This window comes from Haloarcula terrestris, from assembly GCF_031624315.1.
Lineage (GTDB): Archaea > Halobacteriota > Halobacteria > Halobacteriales > Haloarculaceae > Haloarcula > Haloarcula terrestris.
Window position 1 is genome coordinate 405618 of record NZ_JAMQOM010000001.1, and the last position, 14806, is coordinate 420423.

11 protein-coding genes are annotated in these 14806 nt (G+C 67.0%); 4 read left to right on the top strand and 7 right to left on the bottom strand.

Going from position 1 to position 14806, the window contains the following annotated elements:
- Positions 1-318: 318 nt before the first annotated feature.
- The 5 genes from NDI54_RS02260 to mutS all read right to left on the bottom strand — a co-directional run bounded on the left by NDI54_RS02260 (position 319) and on the right by mutS (position 8419).
- Positions 319-1515, bottom strand: a complete 1197-nt coding sequence (locus tag NDI54_RS02260; RefSeq protein WP_310894857.1) for a LolA family protein — start codon at positions 1513-1515, stop codon at positions 319-321.
- A gap of 171 nt (positions 1516-1686) precedes the next feature.
- Entirely contained in the window at positions 1687-2526 is an 840-nt protein-coding gene (locus NDI54_RS02265; RefSeq protein WP_310894858.1) for an ABC transporter permease, read from the bottom strand.
- A gap of 19 nt (positions 2527-2545) precedes the next feature.
- On the bottom strand, positions 2546-3586 hold the full coding sequence (locus NDI54_RS02270) for an ABC transporter ATP-binding protein (RefSeq protein WP_310894859.1): 1041 nt from the start codon (positions 3584-3586) through the stop codon (positions 2546-2548).
- A 69-nt stretch (positions 3587-3655) separates the two neighbouring features.
- On the bottom strand, positions 3656-5584 hold the full coding sequence (locus NDI54_RS02275) for a hybrid sensor histidine kinase/response regulator (protein ID WP_310894860.1): 1929 nt from the start codon (positions 5582-5584) through the stop codon (positions 3656-3658).
- Positions 5585-5656: 72 nt separating this feature from the next.
- Complete coding sequence (gene mutS, locus NDI54_RS02280) at positions 5657-8419, bottom strand: DNA mismatch repair protein MutS (protein WP_310894861.1); 2763 nt, start codon at positions 8417-8419, stop codon at positions 5657-5659.
- A gap of 124 nt (positions 8420-8543) precedes the next feature.
- On the opposite strand from mutS, the gene NDI54_RS02285 reads away from it, so the two are divergent.
- From NDI54_RS02285 to NDI54_RS02300, 4 genes are read left to right on the top strand one after another with little or no spacing between them, the layout of a single operon-like run.
- Positions 8544-9254: a DUF4129 domain-containing protein gene (locus tag NDI54_RS02285; protein WP_310894862.1), complete on the top strand. Its 711-nt coding sequence runs from the start codon at positions 8544-8546 to the stop codon at positions 9252-9254.
- Positions 9251-9778, top strand: coding sequence for a DUF7269 family protein (locus NDI54_RS02290; protein WP_310894863.1), 528 nt, complete (start codon positions 9251-9253; stop codon positions 9776-9778). The genes NDI54_RS02285 and NDI54_RS02290 overlap by 4 nt, the downstream gene beginning before the upstream one ends.
- Positions 9775-11031: a DUF58 domain-containing protein gene (locus NDI54_RS02295; protein WP_310894864.1), complete on the top strand. Its 1257-nt coding sequence runs from the start codon at positions 9775-9777 to the stop codon at positions 11029-11031. Before NDI54_RS02290 ends, NDI54_RS02295 begins: the two co-directional genes overlap by 4 nt.
- Positions 11028-11510 (top strand): DUF7519 family protein, encoded by a 483-nt coding sequence (locus NDI54_RS02300; RefSeq protein WP_310894865.1) that lies wholly within the window; start codon positions 11028-11030, stop codon positions 11508-11510. Before NDI54_RS02295 ends, NDI54_RS02300 begins: the two co-directional genes overlap by 4 nt.
- 14 nt (positions 11511-11524) lie before the next feature.
- Here the strand turns inward: NDI54_RS02300 and NDI54_RS02305 are convergent, their stop codons facing one another.
- Positions 11525-12871, bottom strand: a complete 1347-nt coding sequence (locus tag NDI54_RS02305; RefSeq protein ID WP_310894866.1) for a sensor histidine kinase — start codon at positions 12869-12871, stop codon at positions 11525-11527.
- Positions 12871-14481: a methyl-accepting chemotaxis protein gene (locus tag NDI54_RS02310; protein ID WP_310894867.1), complete on the bottom strand. Its 1611-nt coding sequence runs from the start codon at positions 14479-14481 to the stop codon at positions 12871-12873. Before NDI54_RS02310 ends, NDI54_RS02305 begins: the two co-directional genes overlap by 1 nt.
- Between the last annotated feature and the right edge of the window lie 325 nt (positions 14482-14806).

Consider the following 14806-nt stretch of genomic DNA (forward strand, 5'->3'; position numbering starts at 1 on the left):
CGTCCCTGAATAAAAGGTCCCGTCAGTTTCCGAGTCAGAAGTCAGCCACGACACAGCGTCAGCGGAGACCGGCGCAGTCAGGGAGCATCGCGGGGCGAGGGGCGGGGACCAAGCGGCACGGCCCACAGCACCCTCAGGGTGGCAGCCCCGGGGAACCCCGGGGCAGTGTGGTGGACAGACAGCGGCCGTCGCCGGAGGGCGATGGTGGCACGGTGTCATCAGGGCCGCTGCATCCGTACCGAGGGGTGGTTGGATAATATAACGTACAGTCGAACTTCTGACCCAGAAAACGGTGGCCTGATACGCCAGCGTGGGGGCTTACTCGCCAGCGGGGCAGCCGACTGATTGGCCGATTGCGATGAGCCGGTCCGCCGAGACGCCCTCGCCGCGGATCGTGTACCGGTAATTTTCACAGTTCCACGACACCGACGGTGTCAGGTCTCGACTGACCACTGCCGGTCGGCCGTCGATTGTCACCGTGGTGTTTTGCTCGGGACCGTCCGTCGTTCGGTTGTACTTGCTGATGGTGAACAGACTGGTCCGGTTCGCGTACCGGAGGCCGACGCTGTGGATCTGCCCCCGGGTCTGTGTCGCGTCTGTCAGTTCGTACCCCGGTGGGATATCTGGCGTCGGGACCCGGATGTCGGTGTCGGCGTCCAGGGCGCTGACCGACTCGTAGGTCTGTGTCTCGGGCCCCTCCGGGACGGTGACGGTCGTGTTGTCCGGGAAGTTGGGGATGAACACGTCCTCGGAGACGCCGGTGTCGTAGCTGACGTTCGTGTACGTTGTCGTCACGACTGTCCGTTCACCGTCTGTCGTCCAGGCGGTGCGCTTTTTGACCGGGAAGAACCGCTCAGTGTCCACCCAGATCGTCTGCTCGTAGGCCGCCGTGTCGTTTGCCGGAGCCACGTGGACGACGTAGGCCTCGCGCCCGTCGACGGTCTCCGTCCCCCCGTAGCTGACGGTCAACGACCCGGCGGTGTCGCCGGACACGCCGGCCGGCTGTCGCTCGCTCTGGGGGACGACCGGCAGCGGTTCGACCGACTGGGGCTCGGACGTATCGTCGGCCGCCGTGGACATGTTGAGCCGCGCGAATAGCCGCCCCAGACGCGCTCCGCGGTCTGACCCGGCCCCGCTGAGCGAGATGCGCGTCGCGCTCGCCCGATCCTGGTTGTACAGCCACAGCGTCGAGCCGTTGGAGACGCGAAGATCGTACCGCCGTGCGGTACTGTTGAGGACTGCTAGCCGTTTCTTCTGCGTCCCCGGCCGGAGCGCGGCGTCGTAGGTCGTCCGGCTCGTCACCGTCCCGTTCCGGGTGATTGTGGTCGTCTGTGTCGCGTTGACACCGGCTATCGCCTCGTAGCGTTGCTGTACGTCCGCGTCGACCTGGGGCTGGTCGGCTGTGCCCGTACTCGTGAACGCGAGCGACCACGCTGCGACGGCCAGCACACCGACGACGACCACTGTCGCGATGGTGAGGACCAGGCGTTCTGATGTGAGGTGTCGAGTGACCATGTGTGGGATGCAGGGCAGGGGACTGTCCGCTTCGCACGAGCAGCAGTGTTACCTATCACATCTGTGGCATCACAAGTAAAACCTCCTGTCCGCCGCGATCATACTGTCGGCTGTACGTCTGTGAAGAATTTCGCCACCGCGAATATCTTGAAATAGTTACAGCCGACAGTATCAGTAATCCCCGAGAACGCCGAGGCGTCTGGCCCGCCGGGTCGTGTACTGGAACACGACGTACCCAAACAGGACGTAGCCGGCCGGGACGCCGACGAGCAGTCCCAGGTCGAGGGCGGAGAACTGCCAGATGCGGGTCCCGTCGACCATCGCCCGCTGCAGGAGCGCGCTCCCGTGAGCCAGCGGTAGCACCCGTGTCCAGCCGAGTTCGAACACCGGTGCGGAGATGAGGATTATGAAGCCAAACTGGAGCAGATTGAGCCAGTTCCCGATGCGCTTGTACAGCACCGCGACGCCGCCTGCGGCGAATCCAAGGCCCAGCACCGACGCGATGGTCAGCGACGCGACGAGACCGACGGTCAGAAGGTTCAACTGGAGCGTCGTCCCGGTGATCGCCAGCATCACCGCAAGCACCACCGTCGAGGTGATGAACGTGCGGACGACTTTCGCGAGGCCCTTGCAGAACGCGACCGGCGCGAAGCCAAACGGCGTCATGACGTGGCGTTCGAGGGTGCCCCACTGGGCCTCGCTGGCGATGTCGTTCGAGATAGACTGGTAGGCACCCACGGAGAGCGACCACAGGAAGTAGCCGACGATGATGCCCTCGATGGAGTCGGTTATCGCTTGCCCGGCGAGCATCCGGCCGCCGTAAAACAGCAGGCCGAAGAAGAACACCGAGATGACGATGCCGCCGACGGCGTTGGCCGGATAGCGGACGAAGATGAGGTACTCGCGGTACAGCACCGCCCGCGCGAGGTCGAGATAACCCGCCTGCATGGCGGCATCGACAGCCGGGGTTTCGCCGCCGTCGCTCACGTGCGTGTCTGGACTCGCTGTCATCGGCGCTGCTCCCTCGCCGTCATCGGCTCGGCTCCCGGCCAGTGATGGTCTCCTGCCCAGTGATTTCGATGAACACGTCTTCGAGATCCGGCTCGACCGTGCCGACGCCAGCGAGGGTTACGTCGTGGTCTCGACACAGCGCGATCAGGCGGTAGAACCCGTCGCTGTCGGTCGCCACCTCAACGCGCCGCCCCCGCTCGACGCTCGTCACCTCGACCACCTCGAAGCGCTCCCGGATGGTCGCCAGCAGGTCATCGGTGATGTCCGGGCTGGTCACGGCGAACCCGCTCGCGGTAAACTCCTCAAGCACCGCCGAGACGCTGTCGTCGGCGATGATCTCCCCCTCGTTCATGATGATTACCCGGTCACAGACATCCTCGATGACAGCCATGTCGTGGCTGCTGACGACGGCGGTGAGGTCGCGCTCGTCGACGATGCGGCGCAGTTCACGCCGCAGTGTCAGCGAGCTTTCCACGTCAAGGCCGAGCGTCGGTTCGTCCAGAAACACCAGGTCGGACTCACTGGCCAGGACGCTCGCCAGCGACACCTTCTGTTTCATCCCGCGGGAGAGGTCCCGAACGGGCTCATCGGCTTTTTCGAGGAGGTCCAGTTTCGCCAGCAGCCGCTCATGTCGGTCGGCGACGGCGTCGGGCTTGACGCCCTTGATCGTCGAGAAATACCGCAGGTTCTCCCGGACGGTCAACCGCCAGTAGTCGTTTCGCGCCCCTTCGAGCATCGCGTCGACGTGGCGGTAGGCCGCCCGCGGGTGCTTGTTCATGTCGATCCCCTGCACCCGAACCCGTCCGGAATCAGGCAATACCAGGCCGAGGATCGACTTTATCGTCGTCGTCTTGCCCGCACCGTTGGGTCCCAGCAGGCCGACGACCGTCCCCTGCTCGATACGAAACGACACGTCGTCGACGGCCGTCACCGCGTCCGCGCCGCTGCCGAACTGCTTTGCCAACCCCTCGACGGCGAGTGCGGGCGTCGCTCGATCTCCCGTTGAGGTCGACTCCTCGACGGTCCGCGCGCCCCGCCGGTGGGGTCGCTGAGATGCCATTACTCGCATTGGGGGCTTCAGGAGTAAAAGACCACGTCCGGGAGCCGGTCCCCCTCCGGTCCCACCTGCTCAGGCGGGTTCGAGACCCGTCACTTCGAACCGTGCGCCGCCGGTCTCGCTCTCGGTGACCGTGACGGTCCAGCCGTGGGCATCGGCGATCCGACGGACGATTTTGAGCCCGAATCCGGTCCCGTCTTCGCCGGTCGAATACCCCTCTTCGAACACCCGCTCGCGGTCGTCCGGTGGGACGCCCGGCCCGTCGTCTGCGACGTAGAAGCCGTGCCGGTCCGCATCTTCGACCGGCCCAACGCTCACAGTTGTGTTTTCCCCGCTCTGTTCGTCGTCGGACTCCGACCGGCCGCTCCCGTGTTCCACACTGTTCCGAAGCAGGTTCGCCAGCAACCGTCGGAGTTTCGCCGGGTCCGCTCGGACCTGGCGGTCGATTTCGACGGCAAGCGTGGCCCGGTCCGCCTCGACGGTCTGCCAACACTCCTGGACCATCGTCGCGAGCGCGACGGGTTCGATATCGATCGCTGTTTCGCCGGCCCGTGCGAACGTCAGGAGGTCGTCTATCAGCGCTCGCATTCGCTCGTGGGCATCCGACACCTCATCGAGATAGTCGCTGTCGCACTCCGTTCTTGCCAGATCCAGGTTCCCCTCCGCGATGGTCAGCGGGTTTCGGAGGTCGTGGCTGACGATGCTGGTGAACTCATCGAGGCGTTCGTTCTGGCGTTCGAGTCGCTGTTCGTACGCCCTCCGCTGGGAGATGTTCCGGCCGATACCGACAGCTCCGACTGTCTCGCCGTCGGTGTCCGTCAGCCGAGTGCCGGTGAACTCGTAGGGAACGAGCTCGCCATCAGCAGTCCGGATCTCGGCTTCAACGGTCGTCCGCCCGTGGTTCAACGCCTGGTCTATCGCCTCGTGGATCGTGTCGCACTCCTCCGGGGGGAAGAACTCGCAGACTTCGAGATTGCTGATTTCGGCGTCGCTATACCCCGTGACCTCGGGGAGTCGCCTGTTCCACCGCCGGAAGCTCCCGTCCGCGTTGAGAACGTAGAACAGGTCATCGAGCGTATCGAGCGCCTGGTCGATGAACTCCCGTTCCTCGCGGAGCTGGCGCTCGCGGTCGAGCCGGTCAAGCGCCGCGGTCGCGTGTACCGTGAGCGTCCGTGCGAGCGTGACATCGGTGTCGTCGAACGCACTGACCTCGCATGAGCCGATGAGGAGGACGCCGTGGTCCCCAAGCGGGAGGAGGATCTCGCTTCGGATGTCTGTCTCCGGATTGTACCGGTCTGGGTTCGAACTGATGTCGTCGTGGATCCGCGTCTCCCCGGTTTCGAAGGCCTGCCACGCGAGCCCGTCGCCGGGCGTGAACACCGGCGGTTTACCGATGAGTTCCTCGACCTGGTCGGTCCAGGTGACCGGAGTCAGGCCGTTGTCGTCGGCGAAGTGGACCGCGTTGGCCGGCATGTTGAGGATGGTCCGCGCCGCATCGACCGTGATCTGGGCGATTGCGTCCTCGCTTGTGGCCCGCATGAACGCCCTGGCGGTGGTGTGGAGTTCTTCGATAACACGCTCACGCCGCGTGTTGTGTGCGTGTTCGGTCTCGTCAGCTGCCCGTTCGACGGCGTCGACAACGCTGTGTGCGAGTCGCACGTACGGTTTGGCACCGCCATCGGCCCGGAGATATTCGGTGACACCGGCCGAAATTGCGTCGCTGGCGGCTGCTTCGCTCCCCTCGCTGGCGAACAAGATAAACGGCAGATCCGGCTGTCGCTTGCGGACCGCATTGAGGAACTCGACGCCAGTCTGCTCCGGAAGGTCGTAGCCAGCGACGACGCAGTCGAACTCGTTCCCGTCGAGCCGGTGAAGTCCATCGGCGACGGTCGTCGCTGCCACAACTGTGATACCGCACTGCTCCTGTTCGAGGACACTTGTAGATGCATCAGTAATTTCCGGATCGTCGTCGACGTGGAGCACACGGATCCGGTCGGTCATTACCTGTCACCAGTGACAACTACCGTATAGCTTTTCGGTCGTAAATATCGCCGTTGAAAATCAGCCGGCCAGCTACTCGTCGTCCAGCTCGGCCTGCCACTCCTGGACTTTCGCCATCAGCTCGACCGGCGGCGTCTCATTGACATCCAGCGCCGTCAGTTCCGAGAGGACTGCTTCGGTCTCCGGGTCGAGCGACGCCGCCGTCTCGTCGCCGCCAGGGGTCTCGGTCACGGATCCCTCTGGCGCGTGTTCGGGGCTGCCGTCTGTCGCTACCGGCTCGTCAGCCCCGGCCGACGTGTCTCCCGACTGGGCCGCCCCGTCCGTGAACTGACCCGAATCCAGGTCGAAGACGGTCTGTGTCGTCCCGCCGCTGTCCCCCTCGCTGCCCCGAATCTCGATGGCCTTGTCGTCGCGCAGGCGGTCGAGCACCTCCTGTGACCGGTCGACGACGGGCTCGGGGACGCCGGCGAGGTCGGCGACGTGGACGCCGTAGGAGCGGTCGGTCGGCCCGTCCCGAACGGTCCGGAGGAAGGTCACGTCGCCGTCCCCCTCGGCGGATCGGGGTTCGCCGTCGACCGCGACGTGGACGTTCTCGACAGTCGGCAGCTCCTCGCCCAAGGCCGTCAGCTCGTGGTAGTGGGTCGCAAACAGCGTCTTCGACCGGATCGAATTGACGATGTACTCCGTCGCCGCCCAGGCGATAGAGATCCCGTCGAAGGTCGCGGTTCCGCGGCCGACCTCGTCCAGAATCACGAGTGACTCGTCGGTGGCCGAGTGGAGAATATTGGATAGCTCCTGCATCTCGACCATGAACGTCGAGCGGCCCTGTGCGAGTTCGTCCAGCGCGCCGACGCGGGTGAAGATGCCGTCGACTACGCCGACCGTCGCCGACCGCGCCGGGACGAAGCTACCTACCTGGGCAAGAAGCGTGATGAGCGCGGCCTGGCGCATGTACGTCGATTTCCCGCTCATGTTCGGGCCGGTGACGATGAGGAACTGGCGGTCGTCGTCCATGTAGAGGTCGTTCGGGACGAACTCCGTGGTCTGTTCGACGACCGGGTGGCGGCCGGCTTCGATGGACAGTTCGTTGCCCTCGACGACCGCCGGCCGGGTCCAGTCGTTCTCGACGGCGTGGACCGCGAGCGACGCGAACGCGTCCAGTTCCGCCAGCGTCCGCCCCACGTCCTGCAGTAGCGTCGCGCGCTCGGCCACGCGCTCGCGGAGTTCCTGAAACCGCTCGTACTCCATGTCGTGGCGACGTTCCTCCAGGCGCAACACGTCCCGCTCCTTCTCATCGAGTTCGGGCGTCGTGTACCGTTTGGAGTTCTTGAGCGTCTTGATATGCTGGTACTCGTCGGGGACGGCGTCGGTCTCGCTCTTGCCGACCTGGATGTAGTAGCCGTCGGTCTTGTTCCGGTCGACCGAGAGGTGAGTGATGCCGGTCCGCTCCTTCTCGCGCTCGGGCAGCGTCTCCAGCCACTCCAGGGCGGCCTCGTGCTCGTCGATGACCTCGTCGAGGTCGTCGTCGTACCCTCGCTTGAACAGGCCGCCCTGGCGGACCGTCCCCGGCGGGTCCGCGACGAGCGCACTGTCGAGTTCCGCGGCCAGCGCGTCGGCCGCGTCCCGGTCGGCACCGTCGAGGGCGTCGGCGAGCGGCGACTCTGCCAGCCGCTCGGTCTCAATCACGGCGTCGGCGACCTGGCCGAGCAGCGCCAGCGTCTCCTGTGCCGCTCGCAGGTCCCGCGCGTCGGCGCTGCCAGAGGTGGCCCGCGCCGCCAGCCGTTCGAGGTCGTAGGCGTCCGACAGCGTCTCCCGGATCCGCTCGCGGGCCATCGCCGCCTCCGACAGCGCCGCCACGCAGGCCTGTCGCCGTCGGAGTTCGGCCCGGTTTCGCCGGGGTCGCTGGAGCCACTGCTGGAGCAGCCGCCCACCGGCGGCCGTGACGGTGTGGTCGATGGTGTCAAACAGCGACCCGGAACTGTCACCCTGCATCGTCTCGGTGAGTTCGAGGTTGCGCTGGGTCGTCGCGTCGAGGTCGACGTGGTCGCGCTCGCCGTAGGCCTGCAAGCGCGTGACCGCCGCCAGCGTCCCGACACCGGTGTCTTCGACGTAGGACAGCACCGCGCCGGCGGCCCGGACTGCTACGTCCTGGTCGCCGATTCCGACGCTGTCGACCGTCTCGCCGCCGAACTGCTCGCGGACGGTGTGGCTCGCCCGGCCCGGTTCGAACGACGCCGCGTCGTGCAGCGTCAGCGCCGCGTCCGTCCGCTCGCGCAAGCGGTCCAGAAACTCGTCGTCGTTGCGCAGCTCGGGACCGGGCAGAATCTCGGCCGGCGCGAACGTGTACAGCTCCGTCAGCGCCTCGCCAGCGTCGGCGTCATCCAGTTGCGTGATCTGGAACTGGCCCGTGGTCACGTCCGTCGCGGCGATGCCGTAGGTGTCGCCGCCGTCCCGGCCGGTCTCCCGGACGACCGCGGCGAGATACTGGGCCGACTCGTCGCCGGTCTCCAGATGCGTCCCGGGCGTGACGACTCGCGTTATCTCGCGGGCGTGGCCGTTCTCGGTCTCGTGCTGGTCGGCGATGGCGACCCGGTAGCCCCGCTCGACCAGCGCGGAGACGTACGGCGTCAGGTCATCAACCGGGACTCCCGCCATCGGATAGGATGAACCATGCGAGGACTTCTGGCTCACCTTCAGGTCGAGCTCGTCGGCGACGATCTCGGCGTCCTCGGCGAAGAACTCGTAGAAATCGCCACACTGCATCGCCAGCAGATCCGCGTCGGTTCCCTCCTTGAGCGTGAGGAACTCCCCGACGATTCCCGTCGCCTCTGTCATACACGTCCGTGTGGCCGTCCCGGGCGTAAGGATTGCGGGTCCGACGCGGACACGACGCCCCCGATGAACCACCACAAGCGACAGGTCCCCCAACCTATTCATGCGCCACGAGCGGAGTGACCGTATGCAGCGACAGTCCCTCCTCGTGGCGGTCGTCGCCGCGGTCGCGCTGCTGTCGTTCAGTGTCGGGGCCGCGAGCATCGACGCCGCGACCGGCTCCGACCGGGCAGAGATGACACGGGACGACAGCGAGATCGACAACCCCGACGGACAGGGTCTCAGCGATCCACCAGGTGGTATCGACCCGCCGGAAAGTGAGAACGGCGCTCGCGCACTGTTGCCGAGTGTCCCCGCCCCCGCGGTCGGTGCGCTCGCCGTCGGCCTCGCGGTCGGCCTGGTCGTCCTCTGGCGGCTGGCCGGCCAGAGCCGGACCATCGACGAGACGGGCGGCGAGACGCCAACCGTCGCAACCGCGGAGTCGGCGAAGACCCCCGCACACAGCGCGGCCACAATCGACGTGCCCCTGACCAACGACGTGTACCGCGCGTGGGCCGCCCTCGAAGATTCGGTGACCGGGGACGACGATGCATCGTCCCCGCAAGACATCGAGGCGGACGCGACGGCGGCCGGTGCCGACCCCGACGCCGTCGCGTCGCTCCGGTCGGCCTTCGAGCGGGTTCGGTACGGCCGTGACGAACCGGACGCCGACATGGAGTCCCGCGCCCGCGAGGCACTGGAACGAGCCGCAGACGGCGCGGACACCATCGCGGCGGCCCCGGACGGCCTCCCGGAAGACGGTGCTACTGACGGCTCGACTACGGAGGACACCCGATGACGCTGCGCCGGGTCCCGCTAGCACTCGGTCTCGTTGCGACCGCACTCGGCATGGCACTTGCCGTCGTCGGCGCGCCGCTGTTGCCCGCCGGTGCCGTCTCGGACCTCCCGATACTCGCCGTGGCCGTCTTCGCGGGCGGCGTCGCGGTTCTCGCGTTGCTTGTTCGCTCGCTCGACGGCGAGCGCGGGGTCGCCCTGCCCGACACCGATAGCCAGTACGTCACGGTCCCCGGCGACGACATCGACGAGGCGCTTGCTGCCGGGGCCGGACAGGAAGCCATCCGGCGGCGCGTCGAGGGGGTCGCGGTCACCGTCCTCCAGCGTGACGGGCTCTCCCCCGACGAGGCAAAAGACGCCCTCCGGTCGGGTGTCTGGACGGACAGGAAGCCGGCCCGGGAACTGTTCGACGGGACGCCGATTTCCCTCCGAGCGCGGCTGTCAGGGTGGCTCTCGGGCGTCCACCCGTTCCAGCGGCGGGTCGCTCACGCGACGGCTGAACTCCGGCAGCGCGACGAGGAGCGATGAGCGAGACCCAACGGACCGGGCGCTGGTTCGGACTGGCCGGGGCCGCCCTGGTCGCCGTCGGCGTCGGGCTGGTGGGCCAGGTCCCCGCGCTCGTGTTGCTGGGCGGGCTCGGTGTCACGCTGAGCGCGTACGACCGCGTCGCCGTCCCGCCGGCGGCGAACATCTCGATACAGCGGTCCATCACGCCGACCGAGCCGGCGCTTGGCGAGCGGGTCACCGTCGCCCTAACAGTTCGCAACGACGGGTCGCGGACGATTCCGGACCTCCGGCTCGCCGACGGCGTCCCCGACTCCGTCCGGGTGGTCGAGGGGTCGGCGTCGCTCGGGACGGCACTGCGGCCCGGCGCGTCGACGACGATCACCTACGAGATTACCGGCGGGACCGACCGCTGCGTGTTCGACCCCGCCACGGTCGTCGTCAGGGACGTGGTCGGCGTCGTCGCCCGGCGAACCCGCGTCACGGCCGAGCCCGACACCGTCACCTGGGAGCAGCCGGCCAGTTCGGCGCTGTTGCCGCTGGTCCCGGCGGTGGCCCGCCGGCCCGGAACGGTCCCCGTCGACGAGGGTGGCGAGGGCGTCTCCTTCTACGCCGTTCGAGAGCACCGGTCGAACGACCCGCTCTCCCGTGTCGACTGGAACCAGTACGCCCGGACCGGGGACCTGCGAACCGTCGAGTTCCAGCGCGAGCAGTCCGCGACGGTGGTGGTCGTCGTCGACGCCAGGTCGGCGGCCGCACTGGCCCCGCGACCGGACGCCGAGACGGCCATCGAGCGGTCGACGATGGCCGCCGTCGCCCTCGTCGAGGGCCTCCCGGAGGACGGCCACGAGGTCGGAATCGCGGCGTACTCGCCACAGGGGGCGTGGCTCGCGCCCGGCACGAGCGCTGCCCACCAGCAGCAGGCCCGGGACCTGCTCAGGACTGACCGTGCTTTCGCCCCGACGACAGTTACTCGAACGCCGGACGCGGACAAGCTCATCGCGCAACTGCCGACGGCCGCGAACGTCGTCTTCCTCGGCCCGCTGTGTGACGACGACAGCGAGACGGTGGTCCGCCGGCTGGCCGCTCGCGGGCATCCGGTGACGGTCCTGAGTCCCGACCCGACCGCGACGGACACGGCGGGACATCGGCTGGCACGGCTCGAACGCCGCGAGCGGCTCCGTCGGCTGCGGGCCGCTGGGATCGCCGTCCACGACTGGGGCGCGACACAGCCGCTCGAACAGGTCACCGAACAGGCCTGGCGGGGTGGGCAATGACCGACCGGACCGGGGTGGTCTGTGGCGGTGCGGCGCTTTCGGCGGGCGTCGTGACGCTGTTCGTCGCCGGCATCAGCGTCGTCTCGACTGGTGCCGCTCTCGTCGGCGTGGTTCTGCTCGCCGGCGGGCAGTTGGTCCAGTCCAGGCGGCTTGTCGACCTCGCCAGCGCGTCGCTGTTCCTGGCGTTGCTGGTCGCCGCACTACAGGGAGCGACGACCACAACAGTGCTGGCCGCCGGCGGCACAACGGTACTGGCCTGGACGTTCGCCCACGCGGCCATCGACCTCTACGCGGACCTCGGGACGGCCCCGAGTACGCCCGTCGAACTCACCCACGTCGCGGGGACGACAGGACTAGTCGGGGGGGCCGTCGTGGTGACGACGCTGCTCTTTCGGCTCGATGTCCCACAGCTATCGCCGCTGGCGCTGGCGAGCATCGTCCTGGGGGCAATCGCGTTGACGGCGGCGCTCAGGCGATAGCGTCTGGAGGGGTGTTACTGCCGCGTCGGTCCAGCCTCGGGTTTCGGAGCGTCGGTCGGCATCAGCACGTCGTCGGCATCCGAGAGCGGGAGCCTGAGCGAGACGGTCGTCCACCCGTCGGCGCGTTCGTATTCGATGCCGCCACCGGCCGCCTCGGCGACCCAGCGAGCGAGCCAGATACCGAGCCCGCTCCCGTGCTGGAGGTTGGTGATGTCTTCGTCCTCGAACACGACGGCCCGCTCGACATCGGGAATACCGGGGCCGTCGTCGAGAACACGGACGAAGGCATCGGTACCGCGCCGCTCGGCCGTGATTCGGACGGTCGTGCCGTCGGGTGTGTGTTTGACCGCGTTCTCGACGAGATTGTCCAGCGCGTCGTAGACGGCTGTCCCACCGGTGACGGGGAGTGTCTCCGGAAGCGTCGTTTCGACCGGGACATCGGGGCGGTAGCTGTCGGCAACGGACCGGGCCAGTGCCGCTGCGTCGACCGACTGGTCGGGGTCCCCGTCGAGCGCGGTTTCGACGCTCCGGGCCTTTTCGCTGACGGCCGTGAGTCGGTCGGCTGCATCGAGGGCGCGAGACGCGGCCAGCGAGACGGACGAGTCGTCTGCCTGCGCACGGACGTAGTCGGACATCCCGAACACGACAGACAGTTCGTTCCGGAGGTTGTGCCGCAGGACGCGATGGAGGACGCGGAGTCGGCGTTTTTGCCGCCGGCTGTCCGTGACATCCGTGTACATCGCGAAGCCACAGCGACGGCTGTCGGCCGTATCGTACGGGACCCCGCGGTAGATGAATTCGCGGCAGCCGTCGGTCGTTTGCCGGGACACGACAGCGTAGTTGATTTCCCCCGAGGCGGTCCGCTGGTCGTAGTTGACTGCCTCCTCGACGCGGTCCCTGGGGACGATGTAATCGTTGAGCGGTTGACCGACGATCTCGTCGCGGTCGTAGCCGAACGTTTGGACGAACGCGGGGTTGACAGTTCGCACAATCGGGACGTAATTGACGATTTCGAAGCCAACGACCGCGTCTTGGATGAGATCAAACAGGTATCGGAACGGGTCGGAGGCCTCAGTCGTTCGACCGACCGAGCCGACGACGGACCCGTTAGCCGCCGTCGTGAGTTCAACCGTCACCGGGCCGGAGCAGTCGCTTTGCGGGAACGTAACCTGGCAGGTTCGTGTCACCCGGTCCGACGCGCTGCTGACGGCCTGTATCGCTGTGGCCAGCGTCTCGCGGTCCTCGGCTGCGACCACCGTTTCGGCAGGTCTCCCGACAAGTTCGTCAGTCGTCCGGTCGAGCAGTGTGGCGAACGCCTCCGTTGCGAACGTGAACCGACCAGTGTCGTCGATGCCGAACATCAGCTGTCTCGGACGCTGAGGAAGGGCGGGTCCGGTAAGTGCGAGACCGGCTGTTTCTCACCCACAGTACCACGCGGCGAGGCTGTGAGCGTTAGGTACTCGCGGCCGTCGGTTCGCGTCAGCGTGAGTTCCTGGTCGGCAGCACCCGAGTAGAACGCCCCGAGCGTCGCCGGAACGGCGTCGTCATTAATCACATTGACCACCGTGTCATGGGGTTCGAAGACGCCGTCGTCGTTCTCGTACCGGGCTTCTCTGGCAGCCTGTTCGCCCATCAGCCGAATCTCTCCCTGGATGTTCCCGATGATGACCAGTGGGGCATCCCGTCTGGTGGCCGTCGTCTCGTTGGCGGCAGCCAGCGAGGTCCGGTCGAGGTCGAACACGTTGTACCGAGGGTCCCAGTTCCCGAAGGCATCGAGGATGAACAGGGCGTCATCGTCGAGCGCATCGTCGAGCGAGCGGTCGGTCGCCGCGAACGCAGCGGCCAGCGTCGACCGGTCCAGCGACGGGGGCGGCGTCAGCGATATCGCCCGCTCGGCGGCGACAGCCGTCGCACACAGCTGGGCGATGGCACCGTCGATCTGCGTGTCGTCAGCGTACCGAACCACGGCCTGCCCGCCCATGACGAGCCCGCCGCCACAGAGGGTATCGAGGCCGTCGACACCGGTCGGGACCGTCGGTGCATCCGCCAGTCGGTCCTGCCGGTCGGCCTCGGCAGCGGCGAGTACGTCGTCGATCTCGTCCAGCATCGCGGTCTGCTCGGAGCGAGCGGCGCGGATCTCCGAGAGGTCGTCCTCGATGGCTGCAGCGCGGTCCGAAACCGTCTCACACCGCTGAGCGACGGCTTCGCTCGTCGTTGCCTGCTCGTCGGTTGCCGCCGAGACGGACGCGATGCCGTCAGCCGTCTCAGCGACGGTGTCGGCCACATCTTCGAGTCGGGCCATTGCCGTGGTGACCTGCTCGGCCCCGGTGTCGATGCCGTCGATAGCTTCATCGAGTTGGGCAACGGTGTCGTCCGTCGCATCCCGAACCGCCGCCAGCGTCGTTTCGATTTCGTCGGCCTGCTGCTGGGATTCCTCGGCGAGCCCCTTGATTTCGTCTGCAACGACAGCGAACCCGTCTGTATCGCCGGCGTTGCCCGCCCGTGCGGCCTCTATGGACGCGTTCAGCGCGAGCATGTTTGTCTGGTCAGCGATACGGTCGATACCCGCCAACGCATCGGCGATGCGATCGACCCGGTCCTGCAGGGCGGCCACCTCCGCGGCGACCGCCTGGCCCAGTTCGCGGACCTCGTCCATCGACTCGATGGCGTCGGCCGCGGCCTCCCGACCGTCGTTTGCCGCGTCCGTGGCCCGCTGGCTCTGGTCGCTGACTTCGGTCGCGGTCGCGGCGATCTCCTCGATAGTGGCCGAGAGCGAGGAGACTTCGTCGGCGATCCACTGTGCGTCGGTCGCCTGTGCCGTTGCGCGCTCGTCAATCGCCGCGAGCTGCTCGCCGACGGTCACTGACGCCGCCTGGACGACATCCAGTGCGCCCTGTGCGTTCGCGACGGCCCGTTCCTCTGTCACGGCCGTCGACTGGTCCGGAACGGAGGGGTAATGTTCCGAAGCCATAATCAGCTACATCCCCACCGAGAGATACTCGATTTGTGTGGTTTGCCGAGCAGTTGTACTACATACCCCCACTGTTTTCCGGACATTTATACCAAATCCGAATCTGTGGTCGCGAGGTATAATACTGTTGTCGCTGGCAACACCCGCCAGCCGACAGTGCGCGCAAGCAAAAACGGCCTATTTGGCCCCCTGCGGCCGGAACTGCGGTCAACAAACGTCCAAAATTCCAGTGTGCATATACGCGCTTTCTTGACGGAGAACAACCTTATATCCATAATATCATACCATAATCTGGACGGTCGTCTACCGTATCCCCCCTAATTTC

Coding starts and splice junctions, on each gene's coding strand:
- NDI54_RS02260 (WP_310894857.1), bottom strand. CDS start 1,515: ATGGTCACTCGACACCTCACATCAGAACGCCTGGTCCTCACCATCGCG.
- NDI54_RS02265 (WP_310894858.1), bottom strand. CDS start 2,526: ATGACAGCGAGTCCAGACACGCACGTGAGCGACGGCGGCGAAACCCCG.
- NDI54_RS02270 (WP_310894859.1), bottom strand. CDS start 3,586: ATGGCATCTCAGCGACCCCACCGGCGGGGCGCGCGGACCGTCGAGGAG.
- NDI54_RS02275 (WP_310894860.1), bottom strand. CDS start 5,584: ATGACCGACCGGATCCGTGTGCTCCACGTCGACGACGATCCGGAAATT.
- mutS (WP_310894861.1), bottom strand. CDS start 8,419: ATGACAGAGGCGACGGGAATCGTCGGGGAGTTCCTCACGCTCAAGGAG.
- NDI54_RS02285 (WP_310894862.1), top strand. CDS start 8,544: ATGCAGCGACAGTCCCTCCTCGTGGCGGTCGTCGCCGCGGTCGCGCTG.
- NDI54_RS02290 (WP_310894863.1), top strand. CDS start 9,251: ATGACGCTGCGCCGGGTCCCGCTAGCACTCGGTCTCGTTGCGACCGCA.
- NDI54_RS02295 (WP_310894864.1), top strand. CDS start 9,775: ATGAGCGAGACCCAACGGACCGGGCGCTGGTTCGGACTGGCCGGGGCC.
- NDI54_RS02300 (WP_310894865.1), top strand. CDS start 11,028: ATGACCGACCGGACCGGGGTGGTCTGTGGCGGTGCGGCGCTTTCGGCG.
- NDI54_RS02305 (WP_310894866.1), bottom strand. CDS start 12,871: ATGTTCGGCATCGACGACACTGGTCGGTTCACGTTCGCAACGGAGGCG.
- NDI54_RS02310 (WP_310894867.1), bottom strand. CDS start 14,481: ATGGCTTCGGAACATTACCCCTCCGTTCCGGACCAGTCGACGGCCGTG.